Source organism: Enterococcus sp. 4G2_DIV0659, assembly GCF_002140715.2.
GTDB lineage: Bacteria > Bacillota > Bacilli > Lactobacillales > Enterococcaceae > Enterococcus_L > Enterococcus_L mansonii.
Genome location: NZ_NGLE02000001.1, coordinates 2,815,005 through 2,838,229, shown reverse-complemented (window position 1 = coordinate 2,838,229; position 23,225 = coordinate 2,815,005). Strand labels below are relative to the sequence as shown.

The window sequence follows — 23,225 nt, the reverse complement described above, 5'->3', positions numbered from 1 at the left end:
TTTAAAAGCTAAACTCAGGATGAAAGTCACCAGTATAAGGTTGGTGTTCTACAAATACAGTGATATCATTGCCCGCTTGATCTTTCCCTATACGTTTATACGTGAATTTCTTATCATTTAGCTCAGTTAATTCTAATGCTGCGCCATATTTATTTTGACCAATGGATACATGTGCTCGGATTTTATTGTGATTTAGTACATCAAAATAGCCAAAATCACCACGGCTAACCCCAGTAGCTAAATTGAAAAATTCATATTTATTTGTATCTGATGCAAATTTAGCTAAACTGATAAAGTTTTTATTATACGCTGTTATATCATTGCCTGATTCATCTACCACTTTTGTACCATTCCACAACGTTTTTCCTAAGATTTCAGCACCAGTTTTTTTGGTTTCTATTTTTCCTGTTGTTGTATCCAGTGGTTTTTCTTTTTCTGTAAATGCTAACTTAGTTTTATTATACGGGATATGTTCAACAAAAACATCTACTTCATTTCCAGCTTTATCTTTGCCTTTTCTTGTGTAGGTAAATTTTTTGTTTGTTAGTTCAGTAAGTCCAACAACTGCTTGATAGTTCATCGTTTCTGAAATAAGAATTCTCTTTGTTCCATCATTTGTGATGAAAAACGTCCCTCGATCGCCTCGGCTCTCTCCTGTTTGTGCATTGAAAAATTCATAGCGTCCCGTCTCAGCATCATATTTTGCTAATCCGATAAAGTTAGTGTTTTCAGCCGTTAGATCATTGTTGTCTTTATCGTAAACTTTTGTCCCCTGCCAATCGGTTTTGCCTAAGATTTTGGTTTGCTTGTCTCCTTTGGTTTTATTATTTTGATTTTTTGCTTGTTCTGCTTGTTCCTGACTGCTGCCTTGTGTACCTAGCGTTTCTTGTGCACCAACACTACACCCTGCTAATAGTAAAACTAAACTTGATACGCCTACAATGATTTTTTTATTGTTCATGATTCTTTCTCCTCTCTATAATTAGGTAAAATTTCTTATTGCTTATCTTTATTATATGAGGTGGATATAAACAAGTACTAACAAGAAAATAAACAAATTATAAATAATTCTACTAAGTTAACTCTCTTTAAGTTTTTTGTGAATTTCAGCTTATTTCTAAAAGTATTACTTTAGAAAATGTTCTCAATAAAACCATTTACAAATAACCAAAGATTATAAAAAAAAATAAAATCTTGTCGTTACAGGTTTCAGTTTACTGACAAAACATAGTACAATACATTGAATAAGAAAATAGGTGGGTATTAAATGAAAGTAATTACAGTTTGTGGTAGTTTGACATTTAAAGAAGAGATAATACACGTAGCTAGTCAAATGGAATTAAGAGGCAATGTGCTTTTAATTCCAATCTTTCCAGTAAATAATGATAAAGTTGTTTTTACTGAAGAAGAATTAATCATGCTTGGTAAAATGCACAAAGAAAAAATAAAATTATCAGATGCTATATTAGTTGTCAATGTAAACAGCTATATAGGAAATAGTACAAAAGATGAAATAGAATTTGCTAAATCTTTAAACAAAGAGATTATTTACTATACGGATCTAATCGAAACAAGTTCCATTTAATTAACTAAGAAACAAATTACAGTTAAAAATAGTCTGAAGTTGAACACAATGGTTCAACTTCAGACTATTTTAGATGGACTGGCTTTTACTTCAAGTATTTATGACTTTAAATCATTGCTGTTTTTGGTAAATTTTCGTAAAAAGCAGCTTTCGTTGCCGTAATGTATGGTGTTAACCATAGATAGCCAATCCCTAATGTTAAAATTGCTAAGATATGCCAGCCGATAAAGCTCAAGTCTAATAAGAATAATTGACCCTTATAGCCTTTCATAAGCTGTCGACTGCGGGTGATTGTATTTAGGAATCCTGGACGGACACCTGTTTCTTCGTAGGCATCATAATAAACATAATAGGCTTGTGAATAAGAATAACCCTTGATGATTCCGGGGATAATCAATAGCAATGACCATAAAGTAATAAAAATAGCCATCAATATATACACGCCGATTATACCTAAAACTACAGGGCCTGCAAAACCGCGAAAAGCGTCTGAGAATGGGCGAATTTCTTGCCTTTTTCCTCTATAAAGATCAAGGAACGTCCAAGATATTCCTGCGCTAAAGATGGCACCAATGATTCCACCGACAAAACTACCGCCACTTCCCCCAGTGCTTCCTTCATAATCTGAAGTGTTGTTCAGTATGTCTGGATTGCTTTGAGTAAATGTCATGATCGGAATGATTAGTAAAAAGAATAACAAAAGGACGATTGCAATTGACACTAATGTCGGTACCAAACACATTAATAAACTATCTTTCCAGCGACCACGTAAAATTTCTTTGGCTTCACTTTTTAATTCAGCTCTTGTTTTCATAAGATTTTTCCTCCTTTCCATTCATTACAATTAGTATAACAAATAAATAGTTTTTGAAAAAAACATACGCGTTTAAAAACAGTTTTATTTACGTTTAGAGAATCAGCTTAATGCCGGTAGAACATTCGATTCATTACTTTTATTTATAGATAATCAATGCTATAATTAACCGCTACGAAAGCCATACTTTCCCTCTATTAAAAGTTTGCAAGCAATGCTTTCTTTCTCATAAGGCACTAATCCTTTATGCTTGAAATACATTAACGAAAGGAAATGATACGATGGAATTTGGAGATAAAATCAAAGAACTGAGAACCAAAAACCAACTTACACAAGAAAAATTTGCGATTCGTTTAAATGTAACAAGACAAGCAGTATCTAACTGGGAAAATAATCGTAATCTTCCTGATCTTGAACTGTTGATCCTGATTTCTAGTATTTTTCATATTTCGCTTGATGAATTAATTCTAGGGGGAAGTAACGTGAATAATATGACTGAAAAACTAATTAAAGATGGCAACGAAACAAGACGGGCAAAATTAAATTTGGTCACAACACTGATTGGAACTTTCCTATTACTTTTTGGAGTCGCTTGTTTCTTCATAAAAATGAATTCGGTAGAATATATTGACGCTTCAGGTATTTTACATGAAAATTTCTATCTTTTACCAATAGGTTTTCTTTTCATTTTTGCTGGAATAATCGTGTTTTTAGTGACAGGCATCAAGTTTATCATAGAAATCCTTCATTCAAGGAAACAGTAAAAAAATCAATTACTCAATCCAAAAAAGCTCAAAGCATAGAGGGATCAGGACTATGCTTTAAGCTTTTTATTTTTATAACAAACGCTTTATCCAATCAAATTTTTTCTGATCATAAGGAGGATAAATCAACTTCCCCATAGAATCGTTTCTACCATAAACGACCGCTTTTTTATGAGAAAATGTTTCGATGCTATATTTCCCGTGATAGTTTCCCATGCCAGATGCACCTACACCACCAAAAGGCAAATCATCATTGGCTACGTGAAGGATGGTTTGATTAATACCGCCTCCGCCAAAAGAAATTTCCTGTAAGAGTTGTTTTTGAATGACTCTATCTTCTGAAAATAAGTACAAAGCTAAGGGTTTCTCCCCTTCTTTAACGAATGTGATTGCCTCGCTTAATTTCTGATACGTGCAAATTGGCAGTAATGGACCAAATAATTCCTCTTCCATCAAGCTATTTTCACGAGTCAAGCCAATATCAAATAGACTAGGAGCCACAAATCTTGATTTCTGGTCATACTCGCCTCCATAAATTAGGTATTGTCGATTTTCATCGATCAATTGAATAAACTTATTAATGGCACCACCTTGAACAATACGACCATAATCTGGGTTATTTTCAATAGATTCTCCGTAAAATTCAATAATTTTTTCTTTTAGTGCGGGAATCAGTCTGTCTTTAACTTTTTCATCTACCAGAACATAGTCCGTTGCAATGCATGTTTGACCTGTATTCAATAACTTACTCCAGATAATTCGTTCAGCTGCTAAATCGATATCCGCCTGTTCAGTAACAATTGCAGGACTCTTTCCCCCAAGCTCTAAAACAACTGGCGTTAAATGCTTTGCGGCGGCTTCCATCACAATCTTTCCAACTTGGGTACTTCCTGTAAAAAAGATAAAATCCATACGCTCCTTTAAAACTGTGGCGTTATCAATTGAGCTAGGTGATAACACTTTAACGTATTCTTCATCAAATGTTTCACCCAGAACCGCACCAATGACTGCGGCCACATTAGGCGTTTTTGACGATGGCTTCACAATGGCACAATTACCTGCAGCAAGCGCACCGATCAACGGAACTAAAGTTAGTTGCAGTGGATAATTAAAAGGACCAATAATATAGACGGTTCCATAAGGTTCTAAAAAAACCGTATTTTTGTTTAATAACGAGGAGAGGGCTCTTGGTTTATTGACAGGCTTCGTCCATCTATCGATATTTTTAAGCATATCTTTAATAGCAGATAAAACAAGACCTAATTCTGTTGCATAGACCTCTGCTTTAGGTTTTTTAAGGTCTTTGTCAAACGCCCAATAGAAATCTTCTTCGTGTTTTTGTAAGTTTATTAATAATCCTTCAAGTTGTTTTTTTCTGAATTCTGTTGATTTTGTTTGATTCGTATTAAAAAAATGATGTTGCTTGTTAATGAGTGCTTGGAGATCTGATTGATTCATCGGACATCCTCCTCTTTTTATTTTTAGTATAGCACCGATTTTTTCTTTTGGATAATAGAAGCTTATCTTTATATTTTTTCAATGAATCACTCGTTCTAGAATCCATGGTCGGGCGGTTCCTTCTGTTCCCTCCTTAGTTGAAGAAGAAGTAAGGAGCATTTTAGTTTCTTCATAATAAGAAAAGCTGTATCTTATTGTCCCCTCTTTATTTACGTAAGTTAACTCAGATTCTCCACTTTCAAAAGTTAGCGGGATTGTTTCAATTTCCTCAGCATGCTCACTTTTACTGATTAGTAAATCCACTTCATTAGGAACAAATGTAGCTCTTACTTGAATATACACTGGAAAATCTGGTTCTATCGAACGCCAACTTCCTAAGATACTTTCTTTAGATATCCTTTGTGTCTTTCTCAGCTCTATGGGAGCTAAATCCCCACCCTTAGCTAATTCATCCCCACTTTGCTTAACTTCATAACTAGGGAAAACGATAATCTCTTCTTCTTTTACTTCAAAAATATACCGAGACGCTTTATCGTTTTCTTCGTGCGTAAACACTCTATTGCCTTTTGTGTACTCAATTTCTAATTTCGTTGAATTGAACGTTAAACCTTTTGCATCATAAATTATTTCATAGTTTCCATAATCGTAACTATTCGCTACCCATGAACCAACTAAAGTATGTATTAATTTTTTATCAATCTCTTTTTTTCTGACCTCTATTGTTTCTTTTTTAGCAGTACAAGAAACTAAAAAAAGTGAAACTAAAAAGAAGAAGCCCACCCTTAGATATTTTTCCACTGTATTATCATCTCCTTTATAATACTAGATTATCCATTAAGTATATCTGAAAGAATTAGTGAATTAAATAAAAAAAATCTCCCCTTGCCTTAACAAGAGGAGATTTTGCGTAGGAATATAAGGAGAAAAGATTTGAGAATCAGTTGTCCCTTTCTGCTTTATAATCAACTAAAATTATTTGTTTTTTAAGTTGTAGAAAGATTTCAAACCTTTGTATTCAGCAACTTCGCCTAATTGGTCTTCAATTCTTAATAATTGGTTGTATTTAGCAATACGGTCTGTACGGCTTAATGAACCAGTTTTGATTTGACCAGCGTTTGTTGCAACAGCAATATCAGAGATTGTTGAATCTTCTGTTTCACCTGAACGGTGAGATACAACTGCAGTGTAGCCAGCTTCTTTAGCCATTTCGATAGCTTCGAATGTTTCAGTTAAAGTACCGATTTGGTTCACTTTGATAAGGATTGAGTTCGCGATTCCTTTTTCAATACCTTCAGCTAATTTAGTTGTGTTTGTAACAAATAAATCGTCACCAACTAATTGAACTTTGTCGCCTAAAGCAACTGTTAATTTTTTGAAACCATCCCAGTCATTTTCATCTAATCCATCTTCGATTGAGATGATTGGGTATTTCGCACATAATTCTTCGTAGAAAGCGATCATTTCTTCAGTTGTTTTTTCGCCTTCGCCTGAATCAGCTAAAACGTAAACGCCTTTTTCTTTGTCGTAGAATTCAGAAGAAGCAGCATCCATAGCAAGAACGATATCTTTACCAGGTACATAGCCAGCTTTTTCGATTGCTTCGATGATTACTTCGAAACCTTCTTCGTTTGAACCAAGGTTAGGAGCGAAACCACCTTCGTCACCTACAGAAGTAGCTAAACCACGAGCTTTTAAGATTCCAGCTAATGCGTGGAATACTTCAGCACCATAACGTAAAGCTTCTTTGAATGTAGGAGCGCCTACAGGCATGATCATGAATTCTTGGAAGTCGATACTGTTATCAGCGTGTGATCCACCGTTGATGATGTTCATCATTGGAGTTGGCAATACTTTTGTATTGAATCCGCCTAAGTAGTGGTATAAAGGTACTTCTAGGTAATCAGCAGCAGCACGAGCTACAGCGATTGAAACACCAAGAATAGCGTTTGCGCCTAATTTACCTTTGTTAGGAGTTCCATCTAAATCGATCATTGCTTTATCAATAGCCATTTGGTCACGTACATCGTAGCCAATGATAGCTTCAGCGATGATGTTATTCACGTTGTCAACTGCTTTAACAACCCCTTTACCTAAGTAACGAGATTTGTCGCCATCACGTAATTCAACGGCTTCATATTCACCAGTTGAAGCACCAGATGGAACCATTCCACGACCAAAAGCTCCGCTTTCAGTGTATACTTCTACTTCGATTGTTGGGTTACCGCGTGAGTCTAAGACTTCGCGTGCATAAACATCAGTAATAATTGACATGTTTTGTCTCTCCTTTGAGTTTGTTTTATACTAAGGGGATTCGATTCCCTTAATTATGATTGTAGTGAATAAACGTGTGCTATGCAAACATTTTTTGCATAACTGATCGATTATTCGATGATTTCTTTTTTTATTGCGTATATTATTATAAGTGTGTCTTATTTAACAGCTTCTAATAACGCTAAGAATGAGTCAGCTTCAAGACTTGCTCCGCCAACTAAAGCACCATCAACGTTTTCTTTTGCCATGTATTCAGCAATGTTTTCAGGTTTCACAGAACCGCCGTATTGAATACGTACAGCTTCTGATACTTCTTTACCGTATAATTTTTCTACAGTTGAACGAACAACGCCGCAGATTTCATCAGCGATGTTTGCATCAGCAGATTTACCAGTTCCGATTGCCCAGATTGGTTCATAAGCAATAACCATTGAAGATACTTGCTCATTCGTTAAACCAACTAAACCATTTGTGATTTGGCCTTCGATCCATTCAGCTGTTTTGCCTGCTTCATATGTTTCTAAAGACTCACCACAACAGAAGATTGGTGTCATGTTGTTTGCAAAGATTGCTTTGGCTTTTTTATTGATGTCTTCATCTGTTTCGTGGAAATACTCACGACGTTCAGAGTGACCAATAATCACATATTGAACACCTAAATCCGCAATAGCTGCTGGTGAGTTTTCACCAGTGAATGCACCTGAGTTTTCCCAGTAGCAATTTTGTGCAGATAATTGAACATCAGAATCTTTAAGATTCCAAGCAAGTGGTGCCAAAAATAATGCAGGTGAGCCAATTACTGAATCAACAACATCTTTTGATGGGACAGCATTTTTTACAGCTTCAGCAAAGCTTTGCGCTTCTGCTAAAGTTTTGTTCATTTTCCAGTTACCAGCGATAATTGGTTTACGCATGGAAAAGCACATCCTTTTCTTATTATGGTATGGATTGATTAAACGGTGTTCGAAAGGCAAACTTTCGGTAATTCCCTTTACCTACTCAAGTTTAAACGCCTTTTTCACAACCTCTTTATTTATCGTTAATTGCCGCTAAACCTGGTAATTCTTTACCTTCTAACAATTCTAAGCTTGCGCCGCCACCTGTTGAGATGTGGGTGAATTTGTCAGCAAAGCCTAATTGGATCGCAGCCGCAGCAGAATCACCGCCACCGATGATTGTTGTTGCATCTTCTAAATTAGCAATTGCTTCACAAACACCAACTGTTCCTTTAGCAAAGTTACTCATTTCGAATACGCCCATTGGTCCATTCCATACAACCGTTTTAGCTCCTGCTAATTCTTTTGTAAATAATTCGATTGATTTTGGACCAATATCTAATCCCATGTAACCTTCTGGAACAGCTTCGCCGTCAGTTACAACTGTTTCAACATCGTTGCTGAATTCTTTGGCACAAACTGAATCAATTGGTAACACTAATTTGTCGCCAGCTTTTTCAATTAATTCTTTTGCTAAAGCTACTTTATCTTCTTCTACTAATGAGTTTCCGATTTCGATTCCTTTTGCTTTGTAGAATGTGTAAGTCATTCCACCACCGATAAGGATTTTATCTGCTTTAGAAATCAAGTTTTCAATCACGCCGATTTTATCTGAAACTTTTGCTCCACCTAAAATAGCTACGAAAGGACGTTTTGGTGCTGTTACTGCTTCACCAACGAATTTGATTTCTTTTTCCATTAAGAATCCTGCAACTGTTGGAATACCAGTTGAGGCAATTCCTACGTTAGAAGCGTGCGCACGGTGTGCCGTACCAAATGCATCATTGACAAATACATCACCTAAAGAAGCCCAGTATTTACCTAAGTCAGCGTCATTTCCGCTTTCTTTTTTACCATCAATATCTTCAAAACGAGTGTTTTCAAAGACTAAAACGTCGCCATCTTTCATGTTGCTGACAGCTGTTTCTAATTCAGTTCCACGAGTTTCAGGAACGAATGTTACTGGTTTGCCCAATAATTCGCCTAAACGTTCAGCAACTGGTTTTAGAGATTTTCCTGCTTTGTCTTCTTCTGTTTTCACACGACCTAAGTGAGAAAATAGAATTGCTTTTCCGCCATTTTCAATGACATATTTAATTGTCGGAAGTGCTGCTACGATACGATTATCGTTTGTAATCACACCATCTTTCAAAGGCACGTTGAAATCAACACGGACAAGTACTTTTTTATCTTTTAACTCTACATCTTTGATTGTCTTTTTAGCCATTTTGGAGTACTCCTATCTATAAAAAGTTTTTAGGTATTTTATAAAAATGAAGGATCAACAGTTTTTTTCAAAACTCTTGTACTGTTCATCATCAGTTCATTTCATTCACTGTAATTCACAGCAAAAGCGGAGAAGCGCGTTGCTTCCCCGCCTATTATTTCACAGTTGTTCAAATTTCACTAATGATAAGAATAATTCTTATAAGTTAGCGAAGTACTCTAACGTACGAACTAATTGTGCAGTATAAGACATTTCGTTGTCATACCAAGCAACAGTTTTCACTAATTGTTTGTCGCCAACAGTCATTACTTTTGTTTGAGTTGCATCGAATAATGAACCGAAAGTCATACCTACGATATCAGAAGATACGATTTGATCTTCATTGTATCCATAAGATTCGTTAGCTGCTTTAGCCATAACTTCGTTTACTTCTTCAACTGTTACATTTTTGTCAAGAACTGTTACTAATTCAGTTAATGAACCAGTTGCTACAGGAACACGTTGAGCAGCTCCGTCTAATTTACCGTTTAATTCAGGGATAACTAGACCGATTGCTTTAGCAGCACCAGTTGTGTTAGGAACGATGTTTTCTGCTGCAGCACGCGCACGACGGAAGTCTCCACCTGGGTGAGGTCCATCAAGAGTCATTTGGTCACCTGTGTAAGCGTGGATTGTAGTCATAAGACCTTCAACAACACCAAAGTTGTCTTGTAAAGCTTTAGCCATAGGCGCTAAACAGTTAGTAGTACATGAAGCACCAGAGATAACTGTTTCTTTACCTGTTAAAATATCATGGTTAGTGTTATAAACGATTGTTGGTACGTCATTTCCACCAGGAGCAGAGATAACAACACGTTTAGCACCAGCTTTTAAGTGTAATTCAGCTTTTTCTTTTGAAGTGAAGAATCCTGTACATTCAAGAACGATGTCTACGCCTAATTCGCCCCATGGCAATTCTTCTGGGTTACGGTTAGCAAGAACTTTAACTTCTTTACCGTTTACGTTGAAAGAACCTTCGTGAACTTCAACTGTTCCGTTGAAACGTCCTTGAGTTGTGTCATATTTTAACAAGTGAGCCAACATTTTAGCATCTGTTAAGTCGTTGATTGCTACTACTTCGATTCCTGCTACATCTTGGATACGACGGAATGCTAAGCGTCCGATACGTCCAAATCCATTAATACCTACTTTAACTGTCATTAAAGATTTCCTCCTTATGAAAATCAAAAATTTTTTTATTTTAAAGGGTTGCCCCTTTTAAAATCTCATTTGCAGCGGCTTCATCTGTGATGAGCCACGTTTGTTTTGGTGCATTTTTCATGTAAGCGTGGATTGCCTTGGCTTTTGTCTTACCTCCTGCAATCGCAACAACATTAGGAATTTTTTGCACATCCTTTAGCTGAAGTCCGATTCGAGGAATTTTATAAACAACTTCGCCCTCTTCATCAAAGAAATAACCAAAAGATTCTGCTACAGCATTATTTTGCTTCAACATGATAAGTTCATCATCCGACATTTTACGACGTGCTGCCATATGCAACGCGCGCCCAATACTGTGAACCACACAATTGCTTTGTTCGATTAGCGACAATACTTCTTGAATTGATGGTTCTTGAAGTAACGAATTGTAGGTTTCAAGGCTTAGTTGCTCTGGAACATACAACGCTCTATGGTGTCCGCCAGTTTTACTTGCCATTACAGCACTCACTGAATTGGCTTGAACGGTCATTGCTTCACCAATCCCGCCTCTAGCAGGAACAAACAAATTATGTCGTTTTTCTGTCTCTAATGTTCCCATGTGCTCAGCAGTCATTGCCATTGTAGTACCGCCCATCACGGCAATAATATTCTCACCCTCGGGTAAAAGCAGATCCAGCGAATCGGTCAAAACATCCCCAAATTCATAAAGGACTTTCTCTTGAATATCACTATTTCCAGCTACAACAATACAACGTTTGATCCCAAAATATTGACTGATTTCTTTTTCGATTTGATGCATGCCAAGCAACTGATTCATCACTGATTCTAAGCCTTGATAAACATCCAAACCTTTTTCAGTTAGGGTCATTCCGCTTTTTGAAGTCTCAATCAGTTGTAAATTTTTCAGAAAATCCGTTTCGGTTCTTAAAACTCGTTCCGTAATTCCCATACTGTCTGATAAACTTCTGCGTCCAATAGGCTGCATCCAGTAAATATTACGCAGAATATGAAACCTTTCTTGCATTACATCGAGCAAATCTGGAGCAACTGCTTCAATCATTTTCAATTCATCTAGCATGATGCGCTCCTTCGTTGGTCTAAAAATGTCCAAGTAAGACTTAAAACGACCTATGAACTTTAAAAAAATACGATTGACGTTCTTCTTTCTCATTGTTAAATTCTTTAACAGTCTTAAAAGTGTCCCTCAATCTTACAAATACAGTTTAACAGTTTTCAACTTTCTTTTCAAGAAAAAGAGATTATTTTTTTAGTTACGACATCTATTTTCTATAAAATAAATACGATAGCTACTAAGTAGACGACCGACGAACCTTTTTTCTAAAGAAAAAGCGACTGGATTCTAACGCTTCAAGTTAGAATCTAATCACTTAAAAACAGAATAAAGGCCTCACTTATAAATCTTCTTCATAAAAACGACCAAGGATTTTAACATTATCTGAAATACTTACAAAAGCTGATGGATCAGATTCTTTCATAGCAGATTCTAAAGCTGGCAATTCAAAACGAGTAACAACTGTCAAAAGCAGAGTTTGTTTGTCATGTCGATAAGCACCTTCTGCTTCATGAATAATCGTAATTCCTCGTCTCATTTTTTGTTGGATACCATCAATAACTGCTTCAGGATTTTTAGTAATAATCATGACTTGCATTTTCTTTTGTTTCGTATAGACAGCATCTGTCACCTTGCCACTAACAAAAATAGACAGTGCACTATAAAACATATATTGCCAGCCAAACAAATAACCAGCCACAAAAATAATCAACCCATTAAAGTACATGGATATGGAGCCTACTGAACGACCTGTTTTTTTACGGATTGTAATACTAAAAATATCCAAACCACCAGAGGAAAGTCCATTTTTCAAGGCAAAACCAATCCCAGACCCCATTACAGCTCCTCCAAAAATTGCGCAAATAATCGGATCATTAGACAGGCTTGTTTGCGGTACAATTTGCATAAATACAGATGTTAGCGTAACCGTCAAAATGGTAAAAATCGTAAATTTTTTCCCTATTTTCAGCCAAGCAACAAAGAATAACGGGATATTCAATGCATACAATGTAATCGAAACAGGTACATTAAATCCGACGATTCTTGTTGACAGTGTTGTTAGAATTTGAGCCAATCCAGTAATACCACTAGAATAAATATTTCCTGGTTGGTAAAAAAAGTTCATTGCAACAGATGCCAAGATCGCATAAACAATAGACACTGAAAGTTTTGTCGTATAATCATGGACAGGTAAACTTTCAAAAAATTTTTTCATGTAAAAGTAGCCTCACTTTACTTCAATTCATTTGTTTCTTATTATACGTGCTTTGAGGGAAGAAAAAAAGGAGAATATTCACATCGGCAAAAAAGAACTTGCAATCTTTCTGACTTTCTTAGAAATTCAACAGCTTCCCCCTTACTTAAATGCGAGCGATTCTGTCATTTATATACAGATTATTTTCATCTCAAGTTCAATTAGATGTTAACAAATGAAGCATTTCAGTGTATCCTAAACTTCTTGCATAATCTTCTGCGGTTCGTCCTGTATTATCTTTTAACGTTTTATTTGCGCCCGCTTCCAACAATACCTTGACAATCTGTTGATAGACAGCAGAGCCGTCTCTTAGTGCAACAGCTTCAATCAAAGCTGTATAACCGTAATTATTTTGATGATCAATCTTCACTCGTCCATCAGCTAATAAAAGTTTTACATTTTCAATGTGTCCTTTTTCAGCAGCAGGAATCAACGCATTTCCACCAAAACGATTGAAAATTTGCTGGTTTGGTTCTTGCTTTTCTAACATATATGCGAGAATTTCCGTTTTCCCTTGTGCACCAGCATAGAGATAAGGACTATCAAAAATTTGATCCTGTTTGTTGATACTGGCTCCTCGATCAATAAGCAACTTAGCAATTTCTACAGCATTTTGATGGGTCGCAATTAAAAGCGGTGTCTCACCTTTTTCATTCATTTCATCAATTGGGTAGCTTTTATCTTGAAGTATTTCTTGAACCTTTGCGCTATCAATATCCGTTACTGCTTGTAATAACGAGCCGGAGGGAAATGTTTTCATTTCAGATTCTTTCGTTTTTGAATGCTCCTCCTTTGATTGACTAGATGTGGATTGATTTATCTCTTTCTTTTCAATAGTCATCTCTTCGCTCTCCTTCACTGATTGGTTTGATTTGACTGTCTTTATTTGACACCCTGATAAGATAGTAATTACAGAAGTCACTAAAACTCCTTGAAACAATCGTCTACGTTTCATTTTCTCTCTCATCCTTTCGTTAACACCAGTCCATCCATTAAGTATAAACATCATAAATCAATTAATCACGTAAAAAGAGCGCTTTTTCTTATTATGAATTTAAATAAAAAAATGGAAACACTTCTCAAGTAAAAAGTGTTTCCAATTTTTTATTTATTCATCAATTGCTGTAACATCTATATTTAACTCAAATAATTGTAATGGTGAAACCACACTTGGTGCACTTGTCATCGGATCTGCTGCTTTACCATTTTTAGGGAAAGCAATCACTTCACGAATATTATTTTCACCAGCTAGCAACATTACTAAGCGATCTAAACCTAGCGCAATTCCGCCGTGTGGAGGGAAACCATAATCTAAAGCATCCAACAAGAAACCAAATTGTTCTTGCGCTGACTCTTTCGTAAATCCTAGTGTTTCAAACATTTTTTCTTGTAAATCACGTTTATGAATACGTAGTGAACCGCCACCTAATTCATAACCGTTTAAGACAATATCATACGCTTCAGCGTAAACTTTTGATGGATCTGTTGAAAGTAAGTCAATATCAGATTCTTTTGGTTGCGTAAATGGATGGTGAGCAGAAACGTAACGACCAGCTTCTTCATCGTATTCAAACAATGGCCAATCAACTACCCATAGGAAATTGAATTTAGATTCATCTATCAAGTCTAATTCTTTTCCTAAGCGGGAACGAACAGCACCTAATGCTGCGGCAACGATTTCTGGTTTATCTGCGCCAAACATCAAAATATCGCCAACTTCAGCATTTGTTGCTTTGATCAACTCGTCAGAAACCTCTGTTAAGAATTTTGCGATTGGGCCTTTTAGACCATCTTCTTCCACTTTTAACCAAGCTAATCCTTTAGCACCAAATTGGCTTACATAAGTACCTAAGTTGTCCATATCTTTTCTTGAATATTTATCAGCTGCACCTTTCGCATTTAACGCCTTAACATGTCCGCCATTTTCTAAAGCCATTTGAAAAACCTTGAAATCAACATCTTTTACCACATCAGCAATATCAATCAATTCCATATCAAAACGTGTATCTGGTTTGTCACTACCGTAACGTGCCATCGCTTCATCATAGCTAATACGCGGAAACGGCAATGTAACCTCGATTCCTTTTGTTTCACGCATCACTTTAACCAGCATTTCTTCTGTCATTGTTTGAATTTCTTCTGGTGTTAAGAAAGTTGTTTCGATATCCACTTGGGTAAATTCAGGTTGACGATCCCCACGCAAGTCTTCGTCACGGAAACAACGAACGATTTGATAATAACGATCAAATCCAGCATTCATCAATAATTGTTTAAAAATTTGTGGTGATTGCGGCAAGGCATAAAAGTGTCCCGCATGTACACGTGAAGGAACTAAGTAATCACGAGCGCCTTCTGGTGTTGATTTTCCTAGATAAGGTGTTTCGATATCCATAAAGTCTGTATCGTCTAAATAATGACGGATTGTTTTCGTTACTTCATGACGTAATTTTAGGTTTGCAGTCATTTGTGGACGACGTAAGTCTAAGTAACGGTACTTCAAGCGAAGTTCGTCACCTACATTGTTTTCGTCTTCAATTAAAAATGGTGGTGTTTTCGCTGTATTCAAAATCGTAATGTCTGTTGCCATAATTTCAAATTCGCCGGTTTTCATTTTTGGGTTGATTGCTTCTTTATCGCGGTAAGTCAATTCTCCCGTAATTTCGATAACGTACTCACTACGGCATTTATCAGCTATTTTCCACGCTTCTTCAGAATGTGCTGGATTAAACACAACTTGTGCAATGCCTTCACGGTCACGTAAATCAATGAAAATCACGCCACCCAAGTCACGACGTTTTTGTACCCATCCTTTTAATGTAATTACCTGTCCGACTAAATCTGCTGAGACTTCTCCGCAGTAAACTGTTCTTTTTGCCATTAATTATTCGCTCCTCATTGTTTATACTTTATTTCATCAACTACCGCTTTTCATCATTTCGTCGTAAATATCATCGAATCTTTCGTAAATATCCGTTAGCGGAAAGGCTTTTTCTTTACGGTTAGCCATTGATTTTACATTGACCACACCTTTTCCTAACTCATCTTCCCCTAAAGTTAGTGCTAGTTTGGCATTTAATTTTGCGGCTGTTTTAAATTGCGCTTTTGCTTTACGATCCATAAAGTCACGATCAGCTGAAAAACCAAAATTACGAATAGCTTGCACTAATTTTAGTGATTCAATATTTGTTTGTTCCCCGATGCCTACAACATAAGCATCTACTTCATTGATTACAGGAACAACGACACCTTCTGCTTCCATTGTGATCAATACACGTTCGATTCCCATTGCAAAACCAAATCCTGGAGTTGCTGGTCCGCCTAATTCTTCAACTAAGCCATCATAACGTCCACCTGCACAAATAGTTGCTTGCGCACCCATGCCAGGCGCTTCACTCATGATTTCAAAAATCGTATTCGTGTAATAGTCTAGACCACGAACCATGTTACTATCCACTTCAAACGGAATATTTAGTTCATTCAACATTGTTTTAACAGTTTCAAAATGTTCTTTAGAAGATTCACTTAAATAATCTAAAATGGATGGTGCTTCTGCCACAATTGCTTGATCTTTTTTGTCTTTACTATCTAACACGCGTAATGGATTTTCGTGTAAACGACGCTTTGAATCCTCACTTAATTCAGCAGATTTCGGTTCTAAGTAATCAATCAATGCTTGGCGATAAGCAGCTCTTGTTGCTTTATCCCCTAAAGAATTGATTACTAAACGAATTTGCTGAATGCCTAATTGTTTGAAAAAGTCTAACGCCATCGCCATACTTTCAACATCCACTGCTGGATTAACACTACCAAATGCTTCTGCCCCAATTTGGTGGAATTGTCTTAAACGTCCAGCTTGCGGCCGTTCATAACGAAACATTGGTCCCATGTAATAAGTCTTATATGGCTTTGCAAATTCAGGACCAAATAGTTTATTTTCGACAAAAGAACGAACAATCGGCGCTGTCCCTTCTGGACGCAGGGTTACATGACGATCGCCTTTATCGTAGAAATCATACATTTCTTTTGAAACAATATCTGTCGTATCTCCCACACTTCTGGAAATGACTTCATAATGTTCAAAAATCGGTGTCCGAATTTCTTCATATTGATAATCACGGAAAATCAATCGTGCAGTCTCTTCGACAAATTGCCATTTTTCAGATGTTCCTGGTAATAAGTCATTGGTTCCTTTTGGTTTTTGATAACTCATTGGTTTCATCTCCTATTTAGTGTTCAGTATTTGTATTCTATTTTTGTAAAGATTCGTTGAGATTAGAATAGTTATAGAGCTGTTTGTAAGATTAGTTCGTGCTTTTCGTTCACTAATCTACGCTATTTGATTGAAATTATAGAGTGTGGAATTCCTAGTATGGTAACTTCACTCACGGTGGTCGCTGATCCTTGCTTTTTGTTTGGATCATGGCTTTTGGTGATTCCTAGTATGGATACTTCAAGACCTAATCAACATCTTAATTAGCCATCACCGCTTCTTTTTCTACCTTCAGCGTTTGGTGATTCACTAGTATGGTAACTTCGCTCACTTCGTTCGCCAAGTATTGTTCATCATCTGCTCTGGCACTGCCAATCGCAGTGATTCACAACAAAAACTCGCCCTTGTATAATTACAAGGGCGAGTGAATAGACACACGCGGTACCACCTAAGTTTCGAAAGATTGCTCTTTCCTCTAACGATTAACGCTCGCAACGGAACGGCTTTTCCTCCGTTCATCTCCAGAATGTCTTTTAATTTCACTAATGAAGTTGCTTTCAGCCAAGGCAACTTTCTCTTATACGATTAGGTTGAAATCTACTCGTTCTTTCATCGATTTTTTTATAATATCTATAAATTACTAGAGATTGTTAGCAAAGTCAAGCAGAATTTCAGATGATCACACAAAGAATGCGAGAATTTTTATGTGGTTTTTAATTTCTGCCATACATTCAATGCATCACGCATTCCTTTGACATGATGAACTCGAACAACTTCTACACCTTGATTTGCTGCAAATAATGAAGCCGCGATTGAACCAAAATCACGGGCTAGGGGATCTGTTTCGTTTGTTAGTGCAGCAATTGTTCTTTTTCTTGATACGCCATATAATAAAGGATAATTTTTATATCGGAAAGCCTTTGGATCTTTTAAAATGTCTATATTTTCTTCTTGAGTTTTGCCAAACCCGATACCTGGGTCAAAGCAGATTCGGTTTAATTCAATTCCTGCCTGTTGGCAAAGGTCGATTTTTTCTTGATAAAACTGTTGAATATCGTCAATCACCGTTAATTCATTGCGTCGTGTGCGTGAATGCATGATGACCAATCCACTAGTCGGGTATTTTTTGGCAACATCCAGCATTCCGTTTGTGTCTAATCCTTTGATATCATTGATAATTGAGGCTCCTTCAGCTAATGCAGCATCTGCTACTTCTGGAAAATAAGTATCAATCGAAATCGGCTTATTCGTCCTTTTTCTTATTGCTCGCACAATAGGCAAAACTCTTTTCTTCTCTTCATCAGCGGAAATTTCTTGATAATTTGGGCGAGTCGATTGTCCGCCGATATCAATAATATCAACGTCCGCTGCTAACATTTCCTCACAATGAATAATCGCTTTATCCACGTCATTATATCGTCCACCATCAGAAAATGAATCTGGTGTAACATTTAAAATTCCCATGATTTGAGTCATTTCTTTCGTAAAAAAATTACTTTCCTTCATCATTTTTACTCCTTTAGTTTCTCAATCAATTCTTTAAGTGCTGACATGCGTGGACTGAGTTCATTCCGCTGGACATCTGACAATTGAGCAAGAGTTTTGCGCTCTTTTGGTAGATAAAAAATCTTATCAAATCCATAACCCAGTTCTCCTGTTTCTATTTTCGCCAACTCTCCATTCAATTGTTTAGCTGAAATAATGTACTCACCATTGGGCCAAGCATACACTAATACTGCATGAAGATGGATCGTTCGAGAAAATGTTTCATGAGCATCAAAAAGGGCCAATAACTGCTGATTTTTTTCTGTATCACTCATTCCAGTTTTAAAAAAACGTGCAGTCTGAACACCTAGTATAGTAGGAAAAGCGTCTATTTCTAGACCGCCATCATCTGCTAGTACAGGCTTTCCAATTTTTTGAGCATAAAATTGGGCTTTGATGAGTGCATTTTCAGTATATGTGTTTCCTATTTCAGCTACCTCTTCATTGCTTTTTGTATACTTTGTATAAGGAACAAATGTGATTTGTTCTTTGGAATACGCTGATTGTATTTCACGTAGTTTTCCTTGATTATTCGTTCCGACAATAATTTCCATTTTACTCATTCCTTATGCTTCAATCGCTCGTAAAAAGTCTTCTTTCTGCTCACGATCCGTCTTAAAAATCCCTTGATAGTGAAAGGTTTTCGTTAAACTATTAGGCGATTTTACTCCCCGCATCGTCATACACATATGTTCTGCTTCAATGGCTACCGCTACACCTTTTACAGGAACATGTTCCACCAGTTTATTGGCAATCATAATGGTTAAATCTTCTTGAACACTTGGTCGTTTCGCACAATATTCTACCAAACGCGGCAGTTTGCTTAGACCTAAAACTTTCTTTTCATCAGGAACGTAAGCAACATGTACTTTTCCATAAAATGGTAACAAATGATGTTCACACATTGAATAAAATTGAATATCTTTAACAAGCACCATGTCATCTTCATTCAAACTATCAAACAAGGCATAATCATTAAATTCTGGTTCTCTTAATGAAGCAAAAACTTCTTTGTACATTTTGGCTACACGAGTTGGTGTATTTTTGACACCTGCTCGATTAGGATCTTCACCGATAGCCTCTAATATTTGTTTTACCGCCTCTTCAATTACTACTAGTTGTTTTTCATCCATCTTCTTACCAACTTTCCCTATTGAGCCAAACTTCTGCTTGATTTCCTGTACTTGTAATCCACTCATCCAAAGATTTTCCTTTAAAAATCGAATCCGAATAAACATCTTTTAAAGGAATTAATACGAAGGAGCGTTTTAGCATTTCTTTATGCGGAATAGATAAACGATCTGTTGCAATTGTTCTATCTCCCATCAGTAAAATATCAATATCTAATGTTCGTGGGCCCCAATGAATCAGTCGCTCTCTACCCAAGACTTTTTCGATTTCCTGCGTTTTGTCTAACAACTGAATCGGTTCATAGGTTGTGTTGATTTTGATCACAGCATTATAGTAATTTTCTTGAGGAACATCTCCATAAGGTAATGTTTCATATAGTTTTGATTTTTCTAACACTTGAATTTTTTTGTCTTGTTCTAACAATTCGACCGCTTTTTGCAAAGTCTCTAAGCGTTCGCCTAAGTTGCTACCCAACGCTAAATAACTGATCGTCATACGAATTCTCTATCCATTTCAATTTCAATATTATCAAATAGCCCTGGCATTGGCACACTATATTTTCTCACACGAACAAGCGCACTTTCTAGTTTTTCACCATGTTCCACTTCAATATCATCCAAAATAGCAGAAGCCACGGCTTCAATCAGATTATAAGAATGATTGGTCAATCGTTCATTAATTTTATCGTTCACTTCTGCATAACTGACTGTATCATTTACGTCATCCGTTTTACCAGCTTGTTTTAACGGCAATCGTAATTCTACATCAACTTCTAACTGCTGTCCTAAAATCCGCTCCTCTGGCAATACACCATTTTTCGTGTAAAATTTCATATTATTGATTCTAATTTTCCCCAATTTGCTCCCATCCTTCATCTGTTTTGTGACTGATATACTCAGTTGAAATTATTATACTATAGAAAAGCAAGAAAACTTTAGCTTTCTGCTTTTTAACTCATTTTGTTGACTATTTTATGTATTGTTCCTTTTTAATTGAAGAGCAATATAAAAAGAGCGTAACAAAACGGAGCTTTCGTTTTGCTAGGCCCTCTAAATCCAAAGCAACAGCAAGTCACTTTTTAATGATGCAACATCTCATGAGCGATCTCAACACCGGATAAATCACTCGGATAATAAGTCGGCCAATTTTCTAATTCTTTCAATAGCTCCTCATGACTCTCGTTGCCAAAATATAGGTGAAAATGTTCTGCTTTTGTTGGTTTGATTTTATGATCGCTAAATTGAATATTCTTTGGAGCCTCACTATTTTCGTCTGTTACACTGAATAAATAGCGGACGCCCCTTTTACCAGACTCATACGTTAAAATTCGATATCCATCATATTGATAATCTGCTTTTTGGGAAGTCTTTCCTTTAAAAAATTCGATTGTATTTCCTTCGATCACAATTCGTTGACTATCTGTTTTGTAGCCAGTTGTATAATATTTTTTATACTCCTCAAGGGTTTTATCTTTTTTTTCCTTTGCTTTTTGTTCAAGCACTTCATCCAATGTTCCATCGAGTAAATAGGGATAAACTGATTGCCAATCACCCGACCAATCTTGTAACGTTCTATTTTGAATATCCTCATCTTTAAACGAACCTTCTTGACTATGGCTATGCTTATGTGTATGTTTTTCTTGTGAATCCCGACTTGTTGCAGCTTGTGTTTCATTAGGTTTATCTTTACTTGTTTTTGTACATCCACTAGCAATCAACACACTCAATAAAAGAATCCCTGTTACTTTTAACAACCTTAGATTTTTCTTTTTCATCATCTAACCTCAATTCTTATTTTTAGTGATTACCCCTAATAATATCTGTTCGGTTGCTTTTCTGATTTGGGAACAACAAAACGAAATCATTACGATTTAATCAAATTATTTTAAACTAACTATCATAAAAAGACAATAGCAAATAAAAAAACTGAAAGAAATAATCAGAAAATAGGTTCTTTCTTTTTATTTCTCTCAGCATATTCATTTTTTCGTGTTAAATAGTTAACAGATTCGTTAACGAGATTAGAGCTTCCTCTATCGCTTTAATAAATTGTAGTAGTTGATATTCATTATTTTTTTTAGCAGAAATAGTCACAACTACTTTCTCAGGCAAAATGCCGTAATACAAGCCAAATCCAGATTTATTCACTGGACCAAAACTAAATGATTCCACTAGTTCATAAGGGATACCTGTTGTAGATATAAAATCTTCGTTTAATAATTTAAATGCTTTTTCTGAAAAAAATCGTGTAGTTATGTCCGTCTGAATAGCTCTTTTTTGTAACCCAAAAGATGGCGTTCTATCCCTTTTCCCTTTTGACATTGACTGATCCGGTTCGAATGGGCGGTTGCTGCTTTGTTAAACAATTCCACCAATTCTTTTTTAGAAACTGTTTCCTTCTGCTCATAGAAGGCTTCTGCAAAGTCTCTTTTCTCTTGACTGATTGATCGGGCGGATTCAGTACGACCTTCATAAAACATTCGCATAGCAACTGGTTCATAAACTGATCGTAATTTACCAAAAACAGTTTGTTGAGCCATTGCTAAGGCAATGTGGAAAAAGGCATCTGGACTAACTTTCCCTTTTTTCATTCGTTCTTTTCCAATTCCAGCTATTACTTGATGCTTGATACTATAAGAGTTATTTTCCACTTCAGCTACTTTTTTAGCCTTCTCCAGCAGAGCAACTGAATCATTTTCTAGAACCCACTCAAATTTTTCTACTAAAGACGATGAATAATCTTGAACAATCCAGTCTTGGTCAGTAAATGACGCAAATAGCTCCGTCAGCATATTCAAAGTTGGCACGCCATCAATCGCTGTATGCTCCAGATTAAATCCAATATAACCATTTTTTGTGAGTATTACTTGTGTTGTTTTTGCTAAAAATTGATGGCTAGTATTCAATAAAACATCATTGATCCGCTCGTTTGCAGTATGATCCTCACCTTGTGAAAAACTCAAAATAAATAGCGCATTTTCAATTTGCATTAAATTACTCAAATTTTCTTTAGACTTCTTTAGTTGTTGATAAATCAAGGCAGATTCTTCTCTTCCAACGCTTGTGAGATAAGGAAGCAGATTTTCTTGTTGTTTGGGTTCAATCTCAAGTGATAAAATATAGTGCAAATTTTCCAGTAATTGTTGGATTGGATAAACATTTCCTTTATCATCTGTAACATTTAACCGAAAAAATACACCGCTTACAATTAAAACAACAAAAAGATTAGCTGTCCCTTGTTCTCCTTTATAAAAGGAATCAATTTTTCTGCCAGGTATTCTACAACTTTTGAAAAAATTGGGATAAAATGACATATCTACATTTTGATTGTTTCTTGTATACTCAATTGGATATGTTTCATTAGCTAAACTAAGATAAATCTTTGTTAAATGATAAATTAATTGCGCTGCCCTAGCTTCTCTTGTTTTAATTTTCTTATAGAAATCTTGATCAATAATTAACGCAAAGTTTGACTCACTTTGTAAATAGCCTCGACTTTCTAAATAACCCTCTTGCCATAAAGGAGCTAGCCAACTGCCTTTCCTTTGTTCTGTATATTGCATGAGCTCTTTTTGCAACAGGATACCTTCAGAATCACCAAAAGTGGTTACTTTCTCTTGAAACTTACTTAATTCTTCATTTGTCATTAAAGGTTTCGTCCACTCGATTAATGCATCCAATGTCTCATGTAAATCTGG

General features: G+C 36.1%; 21 protein-coding genes, 1 pseudogene and 1 other annotated feature. Of the genes and pseudogenes, 2 read left to right on the top strand and 20 right to left on the bottom strand.

Annotation, left to right across the window (positions count from 1 at the left end; translation table 11 throughout):
• Position 1: 1 nt before the first annotated feature.
• The gene (locus A5880_RS13330; protein WP_086329504.1) at positions 2-961 is read right to left on the bottom strand and encodes a DUF4822 domain-containing protein; all 960 of its coding nucleotides are present in this window, start codon (positions 959-961) and stop codon (positions 2-4) included.
• Between the two features lie 306 nt (positions 962-1,267).
• Between A5880_RS13330 and A5880_RS13325 the strand changes: the two genes are divergently transcribed.
• The gene (locus A5880_RS13325; RefSeq protein ID WP_086329503.1) at positions 1,268-1,585 is read left to right on the top strand and encodes a hypothetical protein; all 318 of its coding nucleotides are present in this window, start codon (positions 1,268-1,270) and stop codon (positions 1,583-1,585) included.
• A 106-nt stretch (positions 1,586-1,691) separates the two neighbouring features.
• Here the strand turns inward: A5880_RS13325 and A5880_RS13320 are convergent, their stop codons facing one another.
• Positions 1,692-2,399: a DUF975 family protein gene (locus tag A5880_RS13320; RefSeq protein ID WP_086329502.1), complete on the bottom strand. Its 708-nt coding sequence runs from the start codon at positions 2,397-2,399 to the stop codon at positions 1,692-1,694.
• A 281-nt stretch (positions 2,400-2,680) separates the two neighbouring features.
• Here A5880_RS13320 and A5880_RS13315 point away from each other — a divergent pair, with 281 nt between their 5' ends.
• Positions 2,681-3,163, top strand: coding sequence for a DUF3955 domain-containing protein (locus tag A5880_RS13315; RefSeq protein ID WP_086329501.1), 483 nt, complete (start codon positions 2,681-2,683; stop codon positions 3,161-3,163).
• Between the two features lie 72 nt (positions 3,164-3,235).
• Here the strand turns inward: A5880_RS13315 and A5880_RS13310 are convergent, their stop codons facing one another.
• The 18 genes and pseudogenes from A5880_RS13310 to A5880_RS13225 form a co-directional block, all read right to left on the bottom strand.
• A complete protein-coding gene (locus A5880_RS13310; protein ID WP_086329500.1) occupies positions 3,236-4,621 on the bottom strand; it encodes an aldehyde dehydrogenase family protein in 1,386 nt (461 codons plus the stop codon).
• A gap of 78 nt (positions 4,622-4,699) precedes the next feature.
• Complete coding sequence (locus A5880_RS13305; protein WP_086329499.1) at positions 4,700-5,419, bottom strand: hypothetical protein; 720 nt, start codon at positions 5,417-5,419, stop codon at positions 4,700-4,702.
• Positions 5,420-5,593: 174 nt separating this feature from the next.
• Positions 5,594-6,892 carry a phosphopyruvate hydratase gene (gene eno / locus A5880_RS13300; RefSeq protein ID WP_010763068.1) on the bottom strand — a complete coding sequence of 433 codons (1,299 nt, stop codon included), beginning with the start codon at positions 6,890-6,892 and terminating at the stop codon, positions 5,594-5,596.
• 158 nt (positions 6,893-7,050) lie between these two features.
• Positions 7,051-7,806 (bottom strand): triose-phosphate isomerase, encoded by a 756-nt coding sequence (gene tpiA / locus A5880_RS13295; protein ID WP_086329498.1) that lies wholly within the window; start codon positions 7,804-7,806, stop codon positions 7,051-7,053.
• Between the two features lie 115 nt (positions 7,807-7,921).
• The gene (locus tag A5880_RS13290; RefSeq protein WP_086329497.1) at positions 7,922-9,115 is read right to left on the bottom strand and encodes a phosphoglycerate kinase; all 1,194 of its coding nucleotides are present in this window, start codon (positions 9,113-9,115) and stop codon (positions 7,922-7,924) included.
• A gap of 198 nt (positions 9,116-9,313) precedes the next feature.
• Complete coding sequence (gene gap / locus A5880_RS13285; RefSeq protein WP_086329496.1) at positions 9,314-10,315, bottom strand: type I glyceraldehyde-3-phosphate dehydrogenase; 1,002 nt, start codon at positions 10,313-10,315, stop codon at positions 9,314-9,316.
• Positions 10,316-10,355: 40 nt separating this feature from the next.
• On the bottom strand, positions 10,356-11,393 hold the full coding sequence (locus A5880_RS13280; RefSeq protein WP_086329495.1) for a sugar-binding transcriptional regulator: 1,038 nt from the start codon (positions 11,391-11,393) through the stop codon (positions 10,356-10,358).
• 334 nt (positions 11,394-11,727) lie between these two features.
• Entirely contained in the window at positions 11,728-12,603 is an 876-nt protein-coding gene (locus A5880_RS13275; RefSeq protein ID WP_086329494.1) for a YitT family protein, read from the bottom strand.
• Between the two features lie 196 nt (positions 12,604-12,799).
• Positions 12,800-13,597: an ankyrin repeat domain-containing protein gene (locus tag A5880_RS13270; RefSeq protein ID WP_086329493.1), complete on the bottom strand. Its 798-nt coding sequence runs from the start codon at positions 13,595-13,597 to the stop codon at positions 12,800-12,802.
• 153 nt (positions 13,598-13,750) lie between these two features.
• Positions 13,751-15,520: an aspartate--tRNA ligase gene (gene aspS, locus A5880_RS13265; protein ID WP_086329492.1), complete on the bottom strand. Its 1,770-nt coding sequence runs from the start codon at positions 15,518-15,520 to the stop codon at positions 13,751-13,753.
• 36 nt (positions 15,521-15,556) lie between these two features.
• Positions 15,557-16,852, bottom strand: a complete 1,296-nt coding sequence (hisS, locus tag A5880_RS13260) for a histidine--tRNA ligase (RefSeq protein ID WP_086329491.1) — start codon at positions 16,850-16,852, stop codon at positions 15,557-15,559.
• A 413-nt stretch (positions 16,853-17,265) separates the two neighbouring features.
• Positions 17,266-17,474: a binding site (T-box leader), on the bottom strand.
• 80 nt (positions 17,475-17,554) lie between these two features.
• Positions 17,555-18,358, bottom strand: coding sequence for a dihydropteroate synthase (gene folP / locus A5880_RS13255; protein WP_086329490.1), 804 nt, complete (start codon positions 18,356-18,358; stop codon positions 17,555-17,557).
• A gap of 5 nt (positions 18,359-18,363) precedes the next feature.
• Complete coding sequence (locus A5880_RS13250) at positions 18,364-18,960, bottom strand: non-canonical purine NTP pyrophosphatase (RefSeq protein ID WP_256924784.1); 597 nt, start codon at positions 18,958-18,960, stop codon at positions 18,364-18,366.
• 3 nt (positions 18,961-18,963) lie between these two features.
• On the bottom strand, positions 18,964-19,530 hold the full coding sequence (gene folE / locus A5880_RS13245) for a GTP cyclohydrolase I FolE (RefSeq protein WP_086329488.1): 567 nt from the start codon (positions 19,528-19,530) through the stop codon (positions 18,964-18,966).
• A gap of 4 nt (positions 19,531-19,534) precedes the next feature.
• Positions 19,535-20,023 carry a 2-amino-4-hydroxy-6-hydroxymethyldihydropteridine diphosphokinase gene (gene folK / locus A5880_RS13240; RefSeq protein ID WP_086329487.1) on the bottom strand — a complete coding sequence of 163 codons (489 nt, stop codon included), beginning with the start codon at positions 20,021-20,023 and terminating at the stop codon, positions 19,535-19,537.
• On the bottom strand, positions 20,020-20,385 hold the full coding sequence (folB, locus tag A5880_RS13235) for a dihydroneopterin aldolase (RefSeq protein ID WP_086329486.1): 366 nt from the start codon (positions 20,383-20,385) through the stop codon (positions 20,020-20,022). The genes folK and folB overlap by 4 nt, the downstream gene beginning before the upstream one ends.
• A gap of 221 nt (positions 20,386-20,606) precedes the next feature.
• Positions 20,607-21,302, bottom strand: a complete 696-nt coding sequence (locus A5880_RS13230; protein ID WP_086329485.1) for a metal-binding protein ZinT — start codon at positions 21,300-21,302, stop codon at positions 20,607-20,609.
• A gap of 217 nt (positions 21,303-21,519) precedes the next feature.
• Positions 21,520-23,174, bottom strand: a pseudogene (locus A5880_RS13225) (choline/carnitine O-acyltransferase).
• Between the last annotated feature and the right edge of the window lie 51 nt (positions 23,175-23,225).